Source organism: Vibrio sp. 1F253, from assembly GCF_041439295.1.
In the GTDB taxonomy this organism is placed as follows: Bacteria; Pseudomonadota; Gammaproteobacteria; order Enterobacterales; family Vibrionaceae; genus Vibrio; species Vibrio tasmaniensis_A.
The window spans coordinates 22,346-42,612 of the sequence record NZ_JBGONU010000042.1; the positions used below are offsets into that span (position 1 = coordinate 22,346).

The 20,267-nt window shown below is 45.3% G+C and carries 15 protein-coding genes and 1 pseudogene; 13 read left to right on the plus strand and 3 right to left on the minus strand.

Annotated elements, in window-relative coordinates:
• The first annotated feature begins 1 nt into the window (after window position 1).
• The 9 genes from ACED28_RS17860 to rlmJ all read left to right on the plus strand — a co-directional run bounded on the left by ACED28_RS17860 (window position 2) and on the right by rlmJ (window position 14,270).
• On the plus strand, window positions 2-1,294 hold the full coding sequence (locus ACED28_RS17860) for a hypothetical protein (RefSeq protein WP_371710384.1): 1,293 nt from the start codon (window positions 2-4) through the stop codon (window positions 1,292-1,294).
• Entirely contained in the window at window positions 1,294-2,328 is a 1,035-nt protein-coding gene (locus tag ACED28_RS17865) for a sensor histidine kinase (protein ID WP_371710385.1), read from the plus strand. Before ACED28_RS17860 ends, ACED28_RS17865 begins: the two co-directional genes overlap by 1 nt.
• Window positions 2,329-2,400: 72 nt before the next feature.
• Window positions 2,401-3,213, plus strand: a complete 813-nt coding sequence (locus tag ACED28_RS17870) for a LytR/AlgR family response regulator transcription factor (RefSeq protein WP_371710386.1) — start codon at window positions 2,401-2,403, stop codon at window positions 3,211-3,213.
• Between the two features lie 266 nt (window positions 3,214-3,479).
• The gene (locus ACED28_RS17875; protein ID WP_371710387.1) at window positions 3,480-6,242 is read left to right on the plus strand and encodes a M16 family metallopeptidase; all 2,763 of its coding nucleotides are present in this window, start codon (window positions 3,480-3,482) and stop codon (window positions 6,240-6,242) included.
• 326 nt (window positions 6,243-6,568) lie between these two features.
• The gene (locus ACED28_RS17880; protein WP_371710388.1) at window positions 6,569-9,349 is read left to right on the plus strand and encodes a M16 family metallopeptidase; all 2,781 of its coding nucleotides are present in this window, start codon (window positions 6,569-6,571) and stop codon (window positions 9,347-9,349) included.
• Between the two features lie 313 nt (window positions 9,350-9,662).
• Window positions 9,663-10,145, plus strand: a complete 483-nt coding sequence (locus tag ACED28_RS17885; RefSeq protein ID WP_029405832.1) for a hypothetical protein — start codon at window positions 9,663-9,665, stop codon at window positions 10,143-10,145.
• 285 nt (window positions 10,146-10,430) lie between these two features.
• Complete coding sequence (gene secD, locus ACED28_RS17890) at window positions 10,431-12,230, plus strand: protein translocase subunit SecD (RefSeq protein ID WP_371710389.1); 1,800 nt, start codon at window positions 10,431-10,433, stop codon at window positions 12,228-12,230.
• A 2-nt stretch (window positions 12,231-12,232) separates the two neighbouring features.
• On the plus strand, window positions 12,233-13,171 hold the full coding sequence (gene secF, locus ACED28_RS17895; RefSeq protein WP_017098826.1) for a protein translocase subunit SecF: 939 nt from the start codon (window positions 12,233-12,235) through the stop codon (window positions 13,169-13,171).
• Between the two features lie 232 nt (window positions 13,172-13,403).
• Window positions 13,404-14,270, plus strand: coding sequence for a 23S rRNA (adenine(2030)-N(6))-methyltransferase RlmJ (gene rlmJ / locus ACED28_RS17900; protein WP_371710390.1), 867 nt, complete (start codon window positions 13,404-13,406; stop codon window positions 14,268-14,270).
• Between the two features lie 296 nt (window positions 14,271-14,566).
• Here the strand turns inward: rlmJ and ACED28_RS17905 are convergent, their stop codons facing one another.
• The 3 genes from ACED28_RS17905 to ACED28_RS17915 all read right to left on the minus strand — a co-directional run bounded on the left by ACED28_RS17905 (window position 14,567) and on the right by ACED28_RS17915 (window position 17,683).
• Window positions 14,567-15,655 (minus strand): alkene reductase, encoded by a 1,089-nt coding sequence (locus ACED28_RS17905; RefSeq protein ID WP_371710391.1) that lies wholly within the window; start codon window positions 15,653-15,655, stop codon window positions 14,567-14,569.
• 103 nt (window positions 15,656-15,758) lie between these two features.
• Window positions 15,759-16,916 carry an MFS transporter gene (locus ACED28_RS17910; RefSeq protein ID WP_371710392.1) on the minus strand — a complete coding sequence of 386 codons (1,158 nt, stop codon included), beginning with the start codon at window positions 16,914-16,916 and terminating at the stop codon, window positions 15,759-15,761.
• Window positions 16,917-16,999: 83 nt separating this feature from the next.
• Window positions 17,000-17,683 (minus strand): SDR family oxidoreductase, encoded by a 684-nt coding sequence (locus tag ACED28_RS17915; protein WP_371710393.1) that lies wholly within the window; start codon window positions 17,681-17,683, stop codon window positions 17,000-17,002.
• Between the two features lie 114 nt (window positions 17,684-17,797).
• Between ACED28_RS17915 and ACED28_RS17920 the strand changes: the two genes are divergently transcribed.
• The 4 genes and pseudogenes from ACED28_RS17920 to ACED28_RS17935 all read left to right on the plus strand — a co-directional run.
• Entirely contained in the window at window positions 17,798-18,727 is a 930-nt protein-coding gene (locus ACED28_RS17920) for a LysR family transcriptional regulator (RefSeq protein WP_371710394.1), read from the plus strand.
• A 113-nt stretch (window positions 18,728-18,840) separates the two neighbouring features.
• Window positions 18,841-19,233 carry a GFA family protein gene (locus ACED28_RS17925; protein ID WP_371710395.1) on the plus strand — a complete coding sequence of 131 codons (393 nt, stop codon included), beginning with the start codon at window positions 18,841-18,843 and terminating at the stop codon, window positions 19,231-19,233.
• A 29-nt stretch (window positions 19,234-19,262) separates the two neighbouring features.
• The gene (locus ACED28_RS17930) at window positions 19,263-19,730 is read left to right on the plus strand and encodes an OsmC family protein (RefSeq protein ID WP_371710396.1); all 468 of its coding nucleotides are present in this window, start codon (window positions 19,263-19,265) and stop codon (window positions 19,728-19,730) included.
• A gap of 122 nt (window positions 19,731-19,852) precedes the next feature.
• Window positions 19,853-20,065: pseudogene (locus ACED28_RS17935) on the plus strand (aspartate aminotransferase); the annotation flags it as partial.
• Window positions 20,066-20,267 lie beyond the last annotated feature (202 nt).

Below are 20,267 nucleotides of genomic sequence, written 5' to 3' on the forward strand. Positions count from 1 at the left end.
CATGAAAGCTTCCAATCGCCTATTCCACATCAAGTCTTCAATCGCTACTTTACTTGCCTTGTCTTGTGTGAGTCACCCGATTCAAGCGGATGACCTGAGTTTGGCGTGGGACTGGCAACTCAGTGCAGAAGCCGTTGAATCGAGAGAGTCGCCATTCAGCCCTTTAGCGTCTGATAATCGTCAGTCATTCAATGGCTTGCTGGATCTAGAGGTTGGATATGGCAATTGGCTTGGTCTGTTCGCAGTGAAAGCCAATGATATTCTAAGCAATAACCCTCAAGAACAAGACGCGAGCTTTGAGTCTGAATTCATTGTGCGTGAGTTGTTTTGGCAAGGTGGTGTTGAGCTGTCGAATTCATTAATCGGTGACCACTATCTTGATATTACGCTTGGTAAGGTTCGTTTGGATTGGGGCGTGGGTTATGGCTATCGACCGTTAGACATCATCAAGCCGTATCGACAAAACCCAGTGGGTATTGTCGCAGAAGAGGGCGCGGGTGTGGCCTCGGCGTCACTGTTCGATATGACGGGAGAATGGACACTGCTTTACAGCGATTCGTCATGGACTTCTCAAGACGTAAATGAATTCGAAAAGCAGAACCAACAACAAGGCTTTGGGCTGCGTCGTTATAACCTGGTGGGCGATCACGAATATCAATGGGTCGCTTATTATGACGATGTACGTCACGGCTTGCTTGGGGCGAGTTTAGTGTCGGTGTTGAACCTCGCTTGGGAGTTTCATGGCTCGGTGGTCTATCAACGACAAAGCCTTGGCTACGGTCAGCCTAACTCACTGCTTAAACCGGTTTATCTTGAAGAGCAGGGCGAGGCTTATCAAGCGTTAGTAGGATTAACATGGGCCAATGACACTGGCCACAATGTGGTGTTGGAATACTGGTTTGATAGCCGAGCGTGGAGTGATTCTGAGTGGCAAAGTGCCATAGAAAGTGCCGAGTCTTTGTCGGTTAATCCGATGACAGCATCACTGGCTGGTTCTTACGCTCAAGGTTATCAACACGCCAATTTGGTTCAACACAGCATCATGTTTCACTGGTCTTTGGATTCGACACATGGCTGGCTCGAAGATATCACGCCGACATTCGACGTCATGTTGTCTCCTCAAGACGGCGGCTTTATTGCTACCCAGTGGCTCAACTATCAGGCGTTAGATAATGGCCATTCATCGTTGGATTTGGAACTTGCTGCACGCTTTCTAGGCGGTAAAAGTGATTCTGCTTACGCCAACTTACCCGATAGTCATATGATTCTTTTAAATATCAAAGGACGATTTTAATGAACACTTCTTCAAACAGTCAGTTTTCATGGATTAAAAGCTTCACGCTGACCACTCTGTTTTGTTTCGTCATTGCTATCACCACTCAAACGATTTGGGGCGGAGACCTTGTGGTTAACCTCGCGATCAGTTTTGGTTTTGGTTACAGCGCAGTGGGTTCTTCTTTCATCCTAGTGAAGTTGTTCAAGAGGACATCACGAACGCTTGAAGTGGGTATCTCAATGGTGTTCGCGATGACCTTTGGTACCTTGAACGCGCACTATTGGTTGAACGGATATTTTGGAGCCAATATCTCTGACCTTAAATCCGTAGTCTTGCTCGGTGTGATCTTCTGTTCGGTTTGTTATTACTACTTCTATACCCGAGAGCAACAACTACGCGCTGATAACGAATTGGAAGTGGCCAAGCGTCGTCAGGCCGATCAAGAGAAGGTTGTGGTGCTGAGTCAGCTTAAGCAACTGCAAAGCCAAATTGAACCGCACTTCTTGTTCAACACACTTGCGACCATCAATGTGTTGATTGAGAGTGATAGCGCTAAAGCTAAACTGATGCTCGAAAAGTTGACTGACTTGCTGCGTGTGACTTTGAAAAACAGCCGCACCGAGCAATCGACCATCGCACAAGAGGTCGACTTGTTAGACGCTTATCTTAATATCCAAAAGATACGCTTGGGGGAGCGCTTAACGTTCTCGATTGAAACACACGAGATTAGTGAATTGCAGGTGATTCCACCGTTCTTGATTCAACCCTTGGTCGAGAATGCACTCACACACGGTATTGAACCCAAAGCCGCTGGTGGCCAAGTGAATATTCGTATTACTCAACAATCCCAGCAGCTAAAAATTGAAGTGGCTGATAATGGCGCTGGGTTGAAAACGCCCTCTGCGAATACGGGGCATGGTGTTGGGTTAAGCAATATTCGTCAAAGAATTGAAACCCTTTATGGCGATAAGGCGAGCCTAACGATTACTGAACAAGCTGAGGGAGGGGTAGTCTCTACGATCTTGTTACCACTGACTGACGCAGCCGCTTAGAATTACAGACCAGAAAGCACAGAACAGTGACGAAAAATAGACGATTTACAGTGTGAATTTAAAGGACTAACCATGAACAACCCAGCAATACAGCCGAGCGTAACGGCGATTATCGCAGACGATGAAGCACTGTTAAGGCACCATCTCGACAAGAGTTTGGCTGAGGTTTGGCCGGAGTTAGAGATCGTCGGTAAGGCACAAAACGGTTTGGAGGCGATGCAGAGTATTCAGCAGCTTAAGCCCGACGTGGCTTTTCTCGATATTCGTATGCCTGAGCTGGATGGAATATCACTAGCGAAACAACTCAACAAGCTAGATTCGCCGCCATTGATTGTGTTCATTACGGCTTATGACGAATACGCAGTTAAAGCCTTTGAATACAATGCTATGGATTACCTGCTGAAGCCAATCAACGAAGAGCGTCTACTCGCTACCTGTCAGAAGGTTCAAGTACGTCTGTCGAGCAATCAAACACAATCAGGTATTACGCCAGAACAGCCCGATATCACGGCGTTAATGGCTCAACTTCAACAGTTATCACAATCGACGTCACAGCAAACGCAGCCTCCTTATCTATCGCAGCCCCTTTACCAACAGCAGAAGAAACATCTAACGTGGCTCAAAGCCAGTGTTGGGGAAGACATCCACCTAATCGCAGTCGATGATGTGGCTTACTTCAAAGCGGAAGGCAAGTACGTGTCTATATTTAAAAAGGGCCAAGGCGGCTCGCTAGAGGAGTTTATTCTTCGTGTGTCACTAAAAGAGTTGATAGCGCAGCTTAACCCTGATGAGTTCTGGCAGATCCACCGCTCGGTGGTGGTTAAAGTATCCGCTATTGATAAGGTGAAGAAAGGGCTGTCCGGTCAGATGTCGACTTATGTGTAAGGAGAGAAGTTACCGATCAGCCGTGCCTCGCAAGCTCTTTTTAAAGGGATGTGAGAAACCTGTTTAAGGGAATTTAATAAATCAGTTTTAAGGGATGTGAAATCACCCGATCTATAACCTATGACTATCAGCTTGTGTAATTTATAAAGTTGACAGTTTCATGCATGTTCAGATTGTCTCTCAAAATTTAAATGACTGAATTTATATAAAATTATTATGCTATTGCGATCGGATATATTGGAGGAAAGCCCTTCAAAGAGATCGTTATGAAAGCATACTATTTAGTCGTCGTATTGAGCTCCACATTGCTAGGTTGCAGCTCTACTCCTCAACAACAAACGTTATTGAAATCCGATCCATACTGGGTCAAAGGAGAGTTAGATAACGGATTAACCTACCATGTCTACCCTGACCAAGAACAACCGGTCTCGGTACGCTTACTCGTGCATGCCGGATCTTTGCAAGAGAGCGAACAACAGAAAGGGTACGCCCACTTTGTTGAGCATATGGCGTTTAATGGCAGCAAGAACTTTTCAGGAAATGAGGTGGTCGAGCTATTTGAGCAATCTGGTGCCAGCTTTGGTGCAGACTTAAATGCTTATACCTCTTACCAAGAAACCCTCTATAAATTAGATCTGCCTGACAATAAGAACCTAGATAAAGCGCTGGCTTGGTTTAGAGACATTGGCGATGGTTTATTGCTGTCCGAAGCTGAAATTGAAAAAGAGAAAGGTGTGATACTTGGGGAATTTCGATACACGCGAGTTGAAGATAAGCCCCTCTCGTTTAAGTTCTACGATCATCTGATTGAAGGGACGACTTACCAAAGTAACGATCCCATCGGCAATAAAAAATCCGTTTCTAATGCGAATGTTCAAGAATTAAAGAACTATTACCAAACTTGGTATCAACCTCAGTTAACTGAAGTGATTGTCTCTGGTGATATCACACTGGCAGAAGTGATCCCTTTGATTGAAGACACTTTCTCTGATTGGCAAAGAGGCACAACACCGGTTCCCGTGAAGAACACGTCAGTGGATTACAATACTCAAGATTTTGTGGCGTATGGATCTGGTGTCGAGCCTCCGAGCATCGGGATAGTCATTGATCGTGGGGAAAGAGTGACACAGAGCCATGAGCAACAACATCAGCTTTGGTTAGATGATATTGCTCAACAACTTATCCAACAAAGGTTGAATTCTGACTTTGTTGACGCTGCGTTACCTGTGCAGTGGGTTTTTTCAACACCCTACTTATTAGAGTACCAAAGGTATTCGATTACTACGGTCAGTTTTCCTGTTGGTAGCCGAGAGCAAAGTCAGCAGCAGTTTGTTTCTACTCTCGCCTCTTTGCGTGATTATGGCGTAAGTGAATATGAGTTGGCGAGTGTGCTTCAGCAATACCAAGCAAACCTTGACGATATTCAACTAAACTGGGATCAAATGGATGCTGTGGCTCATGCTGATGGTAAATCGACAGCATTGGTGATTAACCAACCCGTTCAATCACAGCTTGATTATAAGTCGAGTTTGAAAACGTTTCTTGCGAATACGGATCTCGAGGCCGTGAATGATAACTTAGATGATTTGCTTTCTAGCCCTTACATTTTGGGGTTAGGTTTATCTTCTAAGGAAGATCTTCAAGCCATGGAGAATGAGCTAAAAGATGTCAGAAAAGCCTATAAAAAGACGGGTAACAAACCACTGCTCGTTACCGCAAGTTCTGCGTTTAGCGTGCCAGAATCTCAAGGCGACATTGTGAAACAAATTCAGGTGAGTGAGGATCCTAACTTACAGCAATGGACATTGAGCAATGGTATCGAGGTTTGGTATTTACGAAACCCTGAGGTGGGTAATAATGTTGGCGTTTATTATGCCAGTGAAGGTGGTAAGTCAGCCCTAGATCCTTCTTTATTTCCTGCGCTAGAGGTGGCAATTCCAGCTTCGAATCGCAGTGGCGTTGGTAAATTCAGTGGCTCGGAATTAAATTCCCATTTGAAACGTAAAGACATCCAAATTTACCCCTTCATTAACTTCACTCATCACGGGTTGGAAATAAACACTAAGAAGAAGACGCTCGCAGAAGGCTTGGCTGCACTGTATACCATTGTGACCGAACCTAAAATCGACAGCGATCAGCTTGAGGCAGTGAAGTCTGAATTCACGCAAGGTCGTACTGCCTACCTAGAAACCCCATTGGGACAGTTTACCCAGATGGTGAATCGCAACAGCTATCAAGATAGTAGTCGTCATATCATGTTGGAAAGTGAAGATGTTGAAGCTGTTACACCTCAAGATATACTTGATATACAGCATCAACTCTTTCAGAAGTTAAGAGACAATACGCTTGTCATCGTTGCTGATATTAAGCCATCTGAAATTAAGCCCCTCGTACGCCAATATGTTGCTTCATTGCCACTAGAAGCGGTTGAATCTCCTAATTATGAGGTGGCTTATAAAACGGATTCAGAAGAGCGAATAGATGTATCGATCAACAATGAAGACAGCAGTCAGTACTTGCTGCGTGTAATTTCCCAGCAAGCTCGGGATAAAACAGCAAAAGATGTGTTTATGGATGATATGCTGCAGCGCGTATTGTCGAGTCGCCTAACGGCTTATGTTCGTGAAGAGTTAGGCTTGGATTATGCACCTTACGTGTATTCGGTCGCTCAAGACAGTGAGCCAAGTTACGACTGGTTGGTGGGCTCCTTAACAGCCCCTGAAAACTTAGATCAGGTTGAACAGGCGATTGATAAAGTTATTGCTGAAGCCGTTAAAGGCATTTCTGAAGATGAGACTCGAACCGCTGCTAAACAGCTAGTGGCTGACCTCACGCCACTTCAATATAAGCCTACTCAACAAGCTTGGTTTATTTCACGTTACTTAATTCATGACTACGGTGTTGAGGCACTGTTTGACTTACAGGGAACGACAGATTCAATTTCTAGTAAAGATATGACGGAGTATGCTAAAGAAATTTTTGGAGATAACAGCTACCAGTTGAAGAACTTGTTAAGGCCAAAAAGTTAAGCCCATTGAGAGAGTGACCTTGTAGAAAAGTCGCTTTCAACCTTAAATCTAAGATATCGAACCTAAGCCAAATGCACCGTCATTTGGCTTTTTTATTTGGGTTAGGGTTAGTCTTTAAACTCGTTACTTTTTAATTCATCACTTTCAAGCTTGTCACTTTTAAACTAGTTACTGACTTTTAAATGCTCGTAATTTGCGCCTTATATAACTGAGTGCAATTTATAAAATAAAGATCTAGATCACAAAGATACTCATCCGGTTCAATATTAAATAATAATCGTTAACTCAATCTGTATATTGTCGATGAATGACATTAAGAGGTTGTTATGAAAACATATTATTTAGCGGCGGCTGTATGCCTCACCTTGGTTGGCTGTAGTTCAACATCAAGTATCACCGAAACCTTAATCCAGCCGGATCCGGCATGGACATCAGGTCAGCTAGAAAATGGCCTTACCTACCACGTTTATCCAGATCATGAAGAATCCGTATCTGTTCGTTTAGTTGTGCACGCGGGTTCGTTCCAAGAGACTGACCAACAAGAAGGTTATGCGCACTTTTTGGAGCACATGGCATTCAATGGCAGTAAAAATTTCTCTCAAAATGACGTGATTCGTCTATTCGAAGATGCAGGCGCTAGCTTTGGCGCTGATATCAATGCCTACACTTCTTACCAAGAAACTGTGTATCAATTAGATTTACCTGACAATGTCCAATTACAGTCTGCCCTGACGTGGATGCGAGACATTGGTGATGCTCTGGACCTATCAAGTTCAGAAGTCGAAAAAGAGAAAGGTGTGATTCTTGGTGAGTTCCGTTATGCACGCTTAGACGACAAGCCATTCGCAGAACAGTTTTTAGACCACTTCATTGAGGGTGGTCAGTATGAAGGCCAAGATGCACTTGGTACTAAAGAGTCTGTACTCAGCGCGACTTCCCAAGGGCTAAATAACTTTTATCAGACTTGGTATCAACCTCAGAACGTTGAGGTGATTGTCTCCGGTGACATTGACACAAAAACCGTCATTCCATTAATTGAACAGAAGTTTTCAGATTGGCAGCGAGGACAAACTCCCAAGCCAGTAAAACAAAGAATTACCACCTTTAATGAAGGTGATTATATTGAGTATGCAGAATCGGAAGCGCCAAGTATCTCTTTGATGATCAACCGAGGGGCAAGTGCGGTAGACACTCGCGCGCAACAGCATCAACTTTGGCTTGATGAGACAGCACAACAACTGATCAGGCAGCGACTTAATACCAAGTTCAATGATGCGGCTTTGCCAACTCAATGGATAAGTTCCAAACATTATTCTATGGAATATCAGCGCTATTCATTGGTGGATGTTGGCTTTCCTGTCGGCGCTCGTGAGGTGACTCAAAAGGAGCTAATCGCCACATTGGCATCTCTGCGTGATTATGGCGTCTCTGAAAATGAGATAATTAGCGAACAGCATTATTATCAAGACTTACTCGATAATGTTGAGATCGATTGGGACAATATGGACAGCGTACAGCACGCTAACCAGAAAGCGACGGCTTTAGTGAACGAACAAATCGTGCAATCACAACGAGACTATGAAGCGAGCCTTGAAGAGTTTGTCGCAAATCTCGATCTTGATGTGATTAATGCCAATATTAAGGCTTTGCTTTCTAGCGACTATTTCGTAGTGGTTGGTATGAATGAAAGTGAAGATAAAGCTGCGGTTACCCAAGCCATCGAGAGCTTGAAAGCAACTTATAGCGAAAAGGGTGTCAAACCGTTGTTTTCGGTGACCAGCAGTGCTTTTGCTGTTCCTAGTTCGCAAGGCGATATTGAGTTAGTGGAACAGATGTATGTAGACCCATATGTTCAAAAGTGGACGCTTAGCAATGGTATCGATATGTGGTATATGCGTGACTATCTTGCAGGCGATGACATAGGTATTTATTACACAAGCTTAGGTGGTATGGCAGCACTCGATCCTAAGTTATATCCAGCGTCAGAGTTAGCTCTTGCTGCTATCGGTAGAAGTGGTGTTGGCAGTTTTTCAGGAACGGAGCTTAATGCGCATTTGGATCGTGAAGATATTCAGGTTTATCCGTTTATCGATTTTACTCACCATGGCGTCGAATTTAAGCTTACCAGTAATGGCTTAGCGGAAACTTTTGCTGCACTCAACGCGATCGTTACATCAGTCAAGGTATCGCCAGAGCAACTGGAGGCGGTTAAGCAAGAATTCATTCAAAATCGAGATTCTTACTTAGCAAGCCCTACTGGTCAGTTCGGATATGCAATGAACCAAAATACCTATCAAGCGGACAGTGATCATGTGTTGCTCGATAGTAAAAGTGTGGAAACGGTTTCTGTTGAAGAGATAAAGAGCGTTCATCAGCAGTTGTTTGGTCAATTCCGAAATAATCAGCTGGTTATTGTGGGCGACATTGATCCAAGTGAACTGAAACCTCTGGTTCGCCAGTACTTGGCTTCTATTCCATTGGAAAAAGCCGTTGTGCCTGACTTTAACGTCGCGTACAAGCACCCATCTAAAGCGCGTATTGATTTGTCGGTCAACACGGCTAATAGCACTGAGTACATGCTAAGAGTCATTGCGGAGCCTTCCGAGCAAACTGGAATAGTAAGAGGGCAAACGGCGAAAGATATCTTTATGGAAGACATGCTGCAACGCCTGCTTGTTACTCGTTTAGACGCGTACATACGTGAAGATTTAAGTCTAGATTACTCACCTTATGCTTACTGTGTATCGCAAGATGGTGATACAAGCCATGACTGGTTTATTGGTGCGCTGATCGACCCTAAAAATGCCGATAAGATAGAGGTCGCGATTGATAAAGTGATTGGAGACCTTCTGAAGGGCGTATCAAATGATGAGATTAGAGCGGCAGGCAAGCAACTAGAAGCGGACTTTACGCCTTTAGATACTAGTGTTGTTGATCAAGCATGGTTCGTGTCTCGTTATCTTTTGCACGACTATGGTGTAGAAGCCTTGTTTAACGTGAAAGCGACGGTTAACTCAATTTCTCGTGAAGATATGAATCAACTTGTCCAACGCATCTTTGGTGAAAATAGCCGTAAGGTTAAGAACATCATGCGTCCTAAAGCCTAAAGCCTAAAGCCTAAAGCCTAAAGCCTAAAGCCTAAAGCCTAAAGCAGACAGAAACACTTAACCCAAAGCCAAGCGCACACCGCTTGGCTTTCTTGTTTTTACACCATTCATAATATCTATGCACCAAGCTTTGTTGAGCTCTTTTTGAGGTATATAAATCTAAATGCCGTGAGTGCCTAATCGGTTGCATCGTATCATTTTCTAAAAAAATGTTTTAAATCAAGACAGCGTTTCATTTGTATTGTAGATTGACGATCTACGAGAATGTTGTTTGGATATTAGATTGCTTAAATTAGGTACCCGATTAGTCTTAATGTTGTTTTTACTGAGCTTTGGCTTAGTGAACTCTAACGGCTATTCGTTCCCTTCTAAGCCATTTCAAATTCATTCGGCTCAAGAGCAATCTTCACAGAATGAACAATCTTCCTCGATAAAACAGTGTAAACAAGCCGCTACGGATAACCCGTCGAGCTACTTCGAGTGCAACAAAGCTCAGTTTGGCACCGATCCTTCTGGTGACAGTTCCAACTATCACGACACTGAGTCGAGCCTCCAAGCTGCAAACTTCAGACGTATGCTCAGTAACGAGCAAGAAAGCGTGGCCGATCTTGAGCCTGCTTATCATCTACTGATTGACTTCTCTCCCCCCTCAATACTGGCTTCCCTGCTCTTCAACACGCCGTTGTTGGATTCCAAGCTGCACTGGACCAGTATTGTGAGTTCTCCGTCTTCCCGGCTTTCGGGGTGGAAAGAGGGCAACATCCAATACTCGCATTTCCGAGAACTTCTTAGCTAATCGTTTGACCCTAAATTGGTCGTATCGATGGTCGCCTAGTGCCCATTGAACTCGCCAGTTAACCAAGACAAACATAGCGACATCAGCTTTAGCATCACTACCGTTCAATCAGCTTGTTCTGGTTCCAGCTATCGATCGTGTTCGCAAAACATTAGTTATACCAATCGTAGTAAATAACTGGTCAACCTAGCCGGTTAAAGTGCTCGTTCACTGCTTTTTTCCGGTGCTATTTTCCGGTGCTATTTTTGAGCACGTATTTACGGTGATTGGTAAAAAGAAGAGATCTTGACTGTGAAAAAATGCATTCCAAGAAAACAAATCAACCACTATTCAAAGTGGAAATACGCGGTGCTTATCGCCACCATTATCATCATGGTTCTGAGTGCTTTACCTTCTTGGTATGGCGAGAATGCATCGGTTCAAATCAGCAATCGCTCTGAGCAGACAATCGATGCGACTCAAAGTACTCAATACCTTGCGAGCGAAGGCATCCAAGCCAAATCTGCATTTCAAAAAGACAAACGTTTAGTCGTGATCTTAGAAGATGCTGAACAACAAGCGAAAGCCAAAGAGGTGCTGAATGAGCGCCTATTGGATAACGCGACGGTTGCGCTAGCGATGGAACCAGCAGCACCTAAATGGCTAACAGACATGGGTTTTGCGCCGATTCAGTTAGGCCTTGATTTGCGTGGTGGTGTGCAGTTCTTATTAGAAGTGGATATGGAGCCGGTTTATCACGCGCAAGCTCAAGCGATGGTCGACGAGATCACCAGCGAAGTGCGTTATGCCCGCGGTAAAGTGGTGAACAACCAAGTTCAGTTTGATTTCCGTACCGACGCCGATTTCGAAAAAGCCCAGAAGCTGATTCGTCAAGAGTTCCCACAATGGCTACGTAACCGCTCAGACAAGTCGCTAACGTTAACTCAGTCTGAAGAAGAGCAAAGAACGCTACGCAACCTTACGGTTCAACAAAACCTGCAAATCATGCGCAGCCGTATTGAAGAGCTAGGCATCACGGAGGCATCGATTCAACGCCAAGGTGAAAGCCGTATCCGTATCGAGTTGCCGGGTGTACAAGACCCTGCAGCTGCGAAAGACGTGATTGGTGCAACGGCATCTTTGGCGTTCTATTCGGTGTACGACAATGCCACTCGCAGTACTCAAACCCTGAAAGATTCAGACGGCAACCGTGTGGTAGTCGACCGCAAGGCAGTGTTGAGTGGCGAGCACATTATCGATGCTCGCAGTGGCATTGGTGAGATGGGCAGTGCAGAAGTCAACATTACGCTGGATTCTTCTGGTGGTAAGAAAATGTCTGAGTTCTCACGTCATAACATCGGTAAGCCAATGGCAACGGTGTACAGCGAATACAGCCGTGATAGAGCGGGCAACAGCAAGCAAGACAGCGAAGTGATTAGTGTGGCAAACATCCAATCTCAACTGGGTAGCCGCTTCAGAATCACAGGCGCTGGCAGCTTGGCAGACGCACAAGAGCTTGCGTTACTGTTGCGTGCGGGGTCATTGACTGCGCCTGTGACCATCATTGAAGAACGTACTATTGGCCCATCTTTGGGTGCTGAAAATGTAACCAACGGCTTTGCTGCTTTGGCTCTTGGCCTTGGCCTTACGCTAACGTTTATGGCGCTATGGTACCGCCGCTTAGGTTGGGTCGCGAACTGTGCATTGGTGGTTAACATGACCACATTGTTTGGTTTGATTGCGCTGCTACCGGGTGCGGTGTTAACTCTGCCGGGTATTGCGGGTTTAGTACTGACCGTTGGTATGGCGGTGGACACCAACGTGCTTATCTTCGAGCGTATTCGAGACAAGATGAAAGAAGGGCGCAGCTTTGCTAGCTCTATCGATCGTGGTTTCGATAGCGCATTCTCGTCAATTTTCGATGCTAACGTCACCACCATGATCGTTGCTGTGGCTCTATATACCATTGGTAATGGACCGATTCAGGGCTTCGCTCTGACACTGGGCTTAGGTCTTCTAACCAGTATGTTTACGGGTATTTTTGCTTCACGAGCGATCATCAATTTGGTTTGGGGGCGTGACCAACGCCACGATGTAAGGATTTAAGCATGAGTACTTCAAAAATGACTATTTCAGACCGCTATTTTTCAAATAGCAATATGACTCGCCTTCGTAAGGTGATGTCTGTGATTTCTATTGTGCTGTTCATGAGCTCTGTGATGCTGGTGGCAGTGAAAGGTTTTAACTGGGGTTTGGACTTTACTGGCGGTGTGGTTGCCGAGGTTCAACTCTCTGATCAAGTAACCAAAGATGCGTTAAAAACCAAGCTCGACACGGCTTTCCAACAAGACGTTCAAGTGGTCGGTATGGCAGAGCAGGATCGCTGGACGATTCGTTACAGCCAACTGACAGACGCCCCACAACCAAACTTAGTGGATGCTTTGTCATCGGTAAGTGACCAAGTAAAAGTGCTTAACAGCAGCGTGGTTGGGCCTCAAGTGGGTCAAGACATGGTTGACCAAGGTGGCTTGGCGGTATTGGTGTGTTTCCTAATGATCATGCTGTACCTGAGTGTACGGTTTGAATGGCGTTTGGCTCTGGGTGCGCTTGCCGCGATCATCTATGACGTGACGCTTATTTTAGGTTTGTTCGCCTTTACTCAGTTTGAGTTCAACCTGACTGTATTAGCGGCCGTGTTGGCGATTTTGGGTTACTCATTGAATGACTCGATCATCATTGCTGACCGTGTTCGTGAAATGCTGCGCGGCAATCCAAACGGTGATACTGACAACCTGCTTAACGAATCAGTTAAAGCGACCTTCTCACGCACCATGGTGACTTCAGGAACGACGCTAATCACCGTATCTGCGCTTTGGCTACTGGGTGGTGCGGCACTGCAAGGTTTCGCTATTGCACTCGTTGTGGGTATTGTCAGCGGTACGTGGTCCTCTATTTCAGTAGGCATCACCCTACCTAAATTACTTGGATTGCAGCCTTGTCACTATCAGGTGAAACCAGTAGTAGAAGTTGAGGGTGAGTATCCTTAGTATCCTGATTGCTTAAGTCTTCTAATTGGATAGCGCTCAGCCTTAGTCCTCATTGACTAACGAGTGAGTTCAGCAAAGCCTTTCGTTTGTAGCAAGACGAAGGGCTTTATTTTTTATAAGAGTCAGTCAGTTAGTTAAAAGAGAGGCTATTTCAAAAAACAATGGATTGAGCAGGCAAGCCCTCATTATATGAAGTATGTTTATATGACGTCAGTAGAAATGAGGCAAGGGAATGGAATATCGACATCAATGTCATGTAGGCGACCACGGTGATGCACTCAAGCATCCAGTATTGAGTGCACTGGTTAAATCATTAATGCAGCAACACTCTCGCCTCAATGTTATCGACACGCATTCAGGCACAGGGTGTTATGACCTCACTACAGCGCCAAGCAATCACGCCGGTGAATTCGCTGAAGGGGTCGGGTACTTGTGGCGAAACAAAGCTTATCTTCCTCCAGCATTCGCTTCTTTTATGTCGGTGCTGGAATACTACAACCCGAATCAACTTATCTCTCTCTATCCGGGCTCAGCAGCCATCACTTACCAACAAGGCCGCAGCCAAGATAGTTTCTATTTTTCAGACATTCAGCAAGATGAAGCTGATTTACTGCAAACTAACATTGAGAAGTTACAACGTGACTTTGATGTTTCAAGCAAGCTCACTATTACCGCAGGTGATGGGCTCAAAGCGCTGCCTGATGATGTAGCAAAACACGATAATCATCACCTGATTGTTATCGATCCTCCCTATGAAACCGATTCTGAATATCTCGCGGTGATCGATGCCTTGGTTAAGGCGTATCAACAATCTGATAAGGTATCTGCACTAATTTGGTACCCGCTTTACACGGATGACAAGAGCTCACTGATTCTGAATCACTGTGTTACTGCAGTGAAAGATGGTTTGCTGCCAAGTCCGATTAAGTCGGAGCTTCGCCTTCGAGACCCTAAGGGTGATGATCGCCTAATCGGCAGTGGTTTGTTGTTATTCAACCCACCACAAGGCATTTCAGGAATAGTCGCAGATACGCTTGATTATTTACACAGCCAACTCTCGACCAATGGTGAAGGCTACTGGCAAATGAGAAGCCTATAGATCTGATTTTTATGGGTTTTATGATGATTTTCGAGATGTAGATCGCTAAATTATTTCAATCTGTATGGTTTAAATTGACCAAACTCTAACTTTTATCGATTGATTTATCGCGATGAATCATATAAAAATAGTACATCAATGCGCACAGGTGCATACTGGCTCATAAGTTAAATAATTACCCAAATTAATATCAGATTGTGGTTTACCCCCTAAACTGCATAAGGCTCGCACTAGTCACGCGAGCCTTTCTTTTGCCTGAAAGAAAACTTAAGGCATTGTTAGCACTTCAAAATCCACTACAACGCTGGGTAATCGGTATAGCCTTTTTCGTTGCCGCCGAACAGAGTGGCGCCGTCGAGATCGGATAGTTCACTGCCGTTTTGTAGGCGTGAAACTAGATCTGGGTTAGCAACGAATGGGCGACCGAATGCGACGAGATCGGCGTAGCCTTTGCTTAACACTTCTTCGGCGCGTTCTGGTGTGTAGCTGCCAGCAACGATGATGGTGTTAGAGAACAACTCTCTTAGTTCGACACGGAAGCTTTCAGGTATCACAGGCGCGTCATCCCAATCGGCTTCTGATAGGTGCAGATAAGCGATATTTCGAGCTTGCAGTTCCTTTGACGCTTCTAAAATCGTTGGTACGATGTCTGGGCAGTTCATGTCTTTGAAGGTGATGAATGGGGCTAAACGTACGCCCACTTTGTCAGCACCAATCGCTTCAATTACCGCATCCACGACTTCAATTAGAAAGCGAAGTCGGTTCTCACGACTGCCACCATAGTTGTCGGTGCGCTTATTTGAATTGGTTCTTAGGAATTGATCGATGAGGTAGCCATTACCACCGTGGATTTCCACTCCGTTGAACCCTGCCTCGAGTGCTTTTTTCGCTGAGTGAGCAAAATCTTGAACAACACGATCGATGTCTGCTTGGGTCATTTCTCTTGGTTGAATGCAATCCACCATGTTTCCGTTTCCATTCTCATCAGAGATCCAAACCTGAGTTTCTACCGGAGCCAGTGCCGAAGGCGCGATTGGCAGTTCACCTTTTTGGAAGGTTGGATGAGACACGCGCCCCACATGCCATAGTTGGCAGAATATCGCAGCGCCTTGTTCTTTAGCGGCAGAGGTGACACCTTGCCAACCTTCCACTTGTTCGCGTGTGTAAACGCCGGGTGTGAATGAGTATCCTTGAGAGTCATCTGAGATTTGTGTCGCTTCAGTGATGATGAGTCCAGCACTCGCTCGTTGTTGGTAGTAAGTCGCCATCATTTCATTTGGCACGTTTCCAGGTTGGCTTGTACGAGCGCGTGTCATGGGCGCCATAACCACACGGTTTTGTAGTTCTAGATCTTTGAGTTCTGCTGTTTCGAATAATTTGCTCATGGTATTTACCTTGTGTCGGTCATGTGTTGATTGATTTAGCGTGCGGTGGTCACTATTTCGATTCCGCAGGGCTGAAGATAGAGTCGTTTTGTGGCTTTTCAGCTCAGTTGGCTTTTGCAATAAGCAACAAACCAATCACTGGGACAACAACGGCTGCGAATGGAATCATTCCTGCGCCTAGTTGGCTGTCGAGTACCATGCCGCCTAAGAAGCCACCGAAGGCATTGGCCAAGTTAAACGCTGAGATATTCGCGGTTGCTGCTAGCTCTTGGCCTTCGCCACCGTGGTTCATTACTCGAAGCTGCATAGCAGGAACGTTCGCAAATGATGCAATACCAAAGACAAATGCAGCTGCAACGAATAGGATTTTGTTGTCTACCACAAGGCCAACCACCACCAATGACACGATCATTGCGACAGCCCAAAACATTGAAGCTTTGCCTAGGTTTTTATCTGAAGAGCGTCCGCCCAAGGTGTTACCTATGATTAAGCCGACACCAACAATCACTAAGATCCAAGTTACTGATTCTTGACCGTAACCCGTGATGTGCATGGCGATAGGTGCAAGGTAGCCGTAAAGCGTCATGAAGCCAGACCAAGCAAAAGCGGTGATCGCCAAGCTGATAAGCAGCATTGGATTTTTGAACGCCAACAGCTGAGTTTTGATGTCTCTCGCTTCGCTGTGACCCGTTGATTTGATAGATGTCAGGATAGAAATCATCGCAATCGTGCCAAGTGCCGCCACAGTATAGAAGGTGGTGTGCCAACCGAATTGCAAGCTCACCCAAGTACCTGCGGGAACCCCAAGAACGTTAGCGAGCGTTAAGCCAGCAAACATCTGACCAACAGCACGACCTGCCATTTTCTCAGACACTAAATTGGTCGCGACAACGGCACCTATGCCATAGAAAGGGCCTTGCACTAAGCCTGCGATAACGCGGCTTGCAAGTAGAAGTGGGTAGCTAGGAGCTAAGGCTGACAAGATATTACCGATGATGAACAAAGCCATTAAGCCAATCAGTACCATCTTCTTGTTAAAACGTGCGAGGTAGATGGTTAAGATCGGGCCACCAATAACGATAGCCAATGCGTAAGCACTGATTAGGTATCCGGCTTGACCTTCGGTGATCGAAAGGGATGTGGCAATTTGTGGAAGGATGCCTGCAATAACAAACTCAGCGGTGCCGATGGCAAAAGCTGCGAGTGTCAGTATCCAAACTTGGAATGGGATCTTTTCTTTATAGATCGCTTCTGGTTTCATAGTGAAGTACCTGTGTTAATTCTTGTTTGTTAGGACGTTTACATACACGCCCTAACGATTGTTCTTTGTTTCTTTGCGGAGTGTTAGCCGAGTAGAGCACCGCCATCGATGTCGATGATTGACCCCGTTACGTATGGGTTGTTAATCGCGAATAGATAGCCCATTGCAATATCTTTAGCCTCTCCGACTTTGCCTGCTGGTAGGTTGTTTTTGGCGTTGTCGTACATGGTTGAACGGGCTGAATCGTCCATGTTTTTGTAAGCTTCAGTCATGGTAAGGCCGGGGCTGACGGCGTTGACTCGAATCGGTGATAGCTCTTTGGCAAGCACCTTAGTTACGCTCTCTAGTGCGGCATTAATCGCGGTTTTTACGTAAGTACCAGCAACCACTTTGCGCGACAGCATGCCCGTGGTTAGCGTGATTGAGCCGTTTGGAGTCATGTAACGTGCGGCGTGCTTAGCTACGTTTAAGCTTCCCCAAAACTTGGTATCAAATGCTGCTTTTGCGTCTGCGATAGCAACGTCTGTCACTTTTCCTGCGGGAGCGTATGACCCCGCGGTTATCACCAAGTGATCAAATGCACCGATCGATTCGAAGTATTCACAAACCGATGTCTCATTGCTGATATCAACGCCGGTGTGTCGGCTGGCAATGTGTACTGTGTTGTCTTCGTTTCTCAATTGCATTGCTAATGCTTTGCCGATACCTGATGTTCCACCAATGATGACGAATGTGTGCTTTTCTTGGTTTGTAATTTCGTTGTTCATGTTCTGAATTCCTGCGTGTTTTGCTGATGGTTCATTATATTTATTCGACTAAATTTGATAATTGGCTAAAATATAAAATCATTATTCGGATTAACTGAATAGTAGGAGAGGTGGATGGACAAGTTTTCAGATATGACGATGTTCGTGAGCATTGTTAAGCATCATGGGTTAGCTGCGGCGGGGCGAGAGTTAGGGCTTTCTCCTGCGACCATGACAGCAAGGCTTCAGGCGTTGGAAGAGCGATATGGTGTGAAGTTGTTGAATCGAAGCACGCGTCATGTGTCTTTGACCGACTCTGGGGAGTTGTATCACAAGGCATGTTTGGAGATTTTAGACAACGTCAGTGAGGCCGAAAACCTGATTCAAAATGGCGTAAAAGAAGTCAAAGGCTCGCTAAAAATTGCCGCGCCAAAAGACATCGGAAAGCAGTACATTCTTCCTATTCTTTCGGAGTTTTGCCAGCAGTATCCGGACGTTATTCCTTACCTGTATTTGAACGATAACCTCTCGAACATTGCTGAATCTGGCATGGATATCGTGATTCGTTATGGTGAACTGGTCGACAGCAGTTTGATATCCAGACGCTTATCACCAAGCCGACGTGTGTTGTGCGCTTCTCCTGAATATCTTGCTAAACATGGAACACCGTTAACACCACAAGATTTGGTCGAACACGACTGTTTAGCCATGCTGCGTAGCAATGAAGAGCTCAAGACATGGCACTTCCAAGACAATGATATGAAGAAGTCGGTGACGGTTGTGCCGAAGCGATTTTCAGACGATGGCGAAGTGATTCGCTACTGGGCATTAAAAGGTGAGGGCATTGCGCTTAAATCGGTGTTGGATGTGCAAGACGACATCAATAACCAACGCCTTGTTACTCTGCTTAATGGCTACATGAAAAACTTCAATACCGCGATGTCGGTGTCGAGCGCCGATTTGAATGTGGTGTACATCAGCAAGAAATATCAGCCTAAGCGTATCCGGCTGTTTTTGGATTTTCTGTTTGAACGCTTTGGCGATTTGGTTGAAAAGTCTAGTTAGATTAGCCGAGAAGCAGCGCATGACAGATATCTCGAACTCAACACCCGGCTACGGACAGAGGACATTGAACTGGTTATGATACGACCAACATAAGGATGTGATTGGAGATAAAAATGAAAATCGTCGGAGATACGGTTATCAAACCTTTTCATAAGGCAACTTGCCATTGTGGTGCGGTTGAATTAGAGCTCAGCCTACCTAACGGAATAGAAAAACCGCGCCGTTGTGACTGTTCTATCTGCCGTCGTAGAGGGGCAATTGTGGGTTCTTTGGCGTTGGATGGTATTAAGATTTTGAAAGGCGCTGAGCATCTTAAGCTTTATCAATTCAATACCAACACCGCGAAGCATTACTTCTGCTCAAACTGCGGTATCTATACCCATCACCAACGCCGCTCAAGCCCAAATGAATACGGTTTTAACATCGGTTGTTTGGAAGGGGTAAACCCGTTTGATATTGGTGATGTGGTGACCAATGATGGCGTTAATCATCCTGCTGACCGCTAAGTCGTTACACAATATAAAAGGAATTAATTATGTCTGAATATGGAGCGGTCATTCGCTGGCAAAAAGTGGAAGATGAAGCCTTTAGCGACAACCAATACAGTCGCGCTCATACGTGGGAGTTCGATGGTGGTATCACTGTACCTGCTTCGTCTTCTCCTCATGTTGTGCCACTGCCGTTTTCAGTTGAGGCCAACGTTGATCCTGAAGAAGCCTTTATTGCGGCACTTTCTAGCTGCCATATGCTGACGTTTTTGGGCATTGCTGCAAAGCAGAAGTATGTGATCGACTCTTATGTGGATGATGCGATTGGTGTACTTGAGAAAGATGAATCAGGCCGCTCATCTGTCACTAAGGTGACTCTGCGACCTGACATTGTGTTTTCGGGCATTAAGATACCAACTGCCAAACAGCTCGACAAACTGCATCATTTAGCGCACAAAAACTGCTTTATCGCGAACTCGGTCAAGACTGAAATTGTGGTCGAGATGCGAGATTAATTTAAATTAGTCACAAGATTTCTCTGGAAGCTTCGTCTTTTGAGCCTTGTCATCGTCTTAAGGGTATTCAGGCAATCCAGTTGATTGCAAAAGAACCAAACACACTATTTGAGGAACCCTCCATGACAGCGTTTAACAGTGCATCGAATTACGGTGAACATGCGTTTATCAAAAGCAAACCAGAGATGCTAGAGAGCATTTACAACACCACCGATGTATTCCCATATTGGGTTGCCGATATGGACTTTAAGGTAGCGGAACCGATCACTCAAGAGCTTAATCGCTTGGTTGAGCGTGGTGTGTGGGATTGGATTGAGGGGAAACAGGGCCACTTCGTTAAACGCTTGCATAATTTGTACTTTCTCTAAGGCTTTATATTATTAGGTAAAGTCGCCCATATTAAAAGGGGTTGGGGTGAAAAATGGATCACACTACTAAAAAGTCACCACACCTTTTAGGAATTCAGGGCCATTCGTAAAACGAAATAACAGTGAAATCTGACTTTAGAAAGGCGATATTGTATCCGTCATTCCGCCC

Excerpts from the sequence above, each read along its gene's own strand:
- ACED28_RS17860 (WP_371710384.1), top strand. The coding sequence starts at position 2 with ATGAAAGCTTCCAATCGCCTATTCCACATCAAGTCTTCAATCGCTACT.
- ACED28_RS17865 (WP_371710385.1), top strand. The coding sequence starts at position 1,294 with ATGAACACTTCTTCAAACAGTCAGTTTTCATGGATTAAAAGCTTCACG.
- ACED28_RS17870 (WP_371710386.1), top strand. The coding sequence starts at position 2,401 with ATGAACAACCCAGCAATACAGCCGAGCGTAACGGCGATTATCGCAGAC.
- ACED28_RS17875 (WP_371710387.1), top strand. The coding sequence starts at position 3,480 with ATGAAAGCATACTATTTAGTCGTCGTATTGAGCTCCACATTGCTAGGT.
- ACED28_RS17880 (WP_371710388.1), top strand. The coding sequence starts at position 6,569 with ATGAAAACATATTATTTAGCGGCGGCTGTATGCCTCACCTTGGTTGGC.
- ACED28_RS17885 (WP_029405832.1), top strand. The coding sequence starts at position 9,663 with ATGTTGTTTTTACTGAGCTTTGGCTTAGTGAACTCTAACGGCTATTCG.
- secF (WP_017098826.1), top strand. The coding sequence starts at position 12,233 with ATGAGTACTTCAAAAATGACTATTTCAGACCGCTATTTTTCAAATAGC.
- rlmJ (WP_371710390.1), top strand. The coding sequence starts at position 13,404 with ATGGAATATCGACATCAATGTCATGTAGGCGACCACGGTGATGCACTC.
- ACED28_RS17905 (WP_371710391.1), bottom strand. The coding sequence starts at position 15,655 with ATGAGCAAATTATTCGAAACAGCAGAACTCAAAGATCTAGAACTACAA.
- ACED28_RS17910 (WP_371710392.1), bottom strand. The coding sequence starts at position 16,916 with ATGAAACCAGAAGCGATCTATAAAGAAAAGATCCCATTCCAAGTTTGG.
- ACED28_RS17915 (WP_371710393.1), bottom strand. The coding sequence starts at position 17,683 with ATGAACAACGAAATTACAAACCAAGAAAAGCACACATTCGTCATCATT.
- ACED28_RS17920 (WP_371710394.1), top strand. The coding sequence starts at position 17,798 with ATGGACAAGTTTTCAGATATGACGATGTTCGTGAGCATTGTTAAGCAT.
- ACED28_RS17925 (WP_371710395.1), top strand. The coding sequence starts at position 18,841 with ATGAAAATCGTCGGAGATACGGTTATCAAACCTTTTCATAAGGCAACT.
- ACED28_RS17930 (WP_371710396.1), top strand. The coding sequence starts at position 19,263 with ATGTCTGAATATGGAGCGGTCATTCGCTGGCAAAAAGTGGAAGATGAA.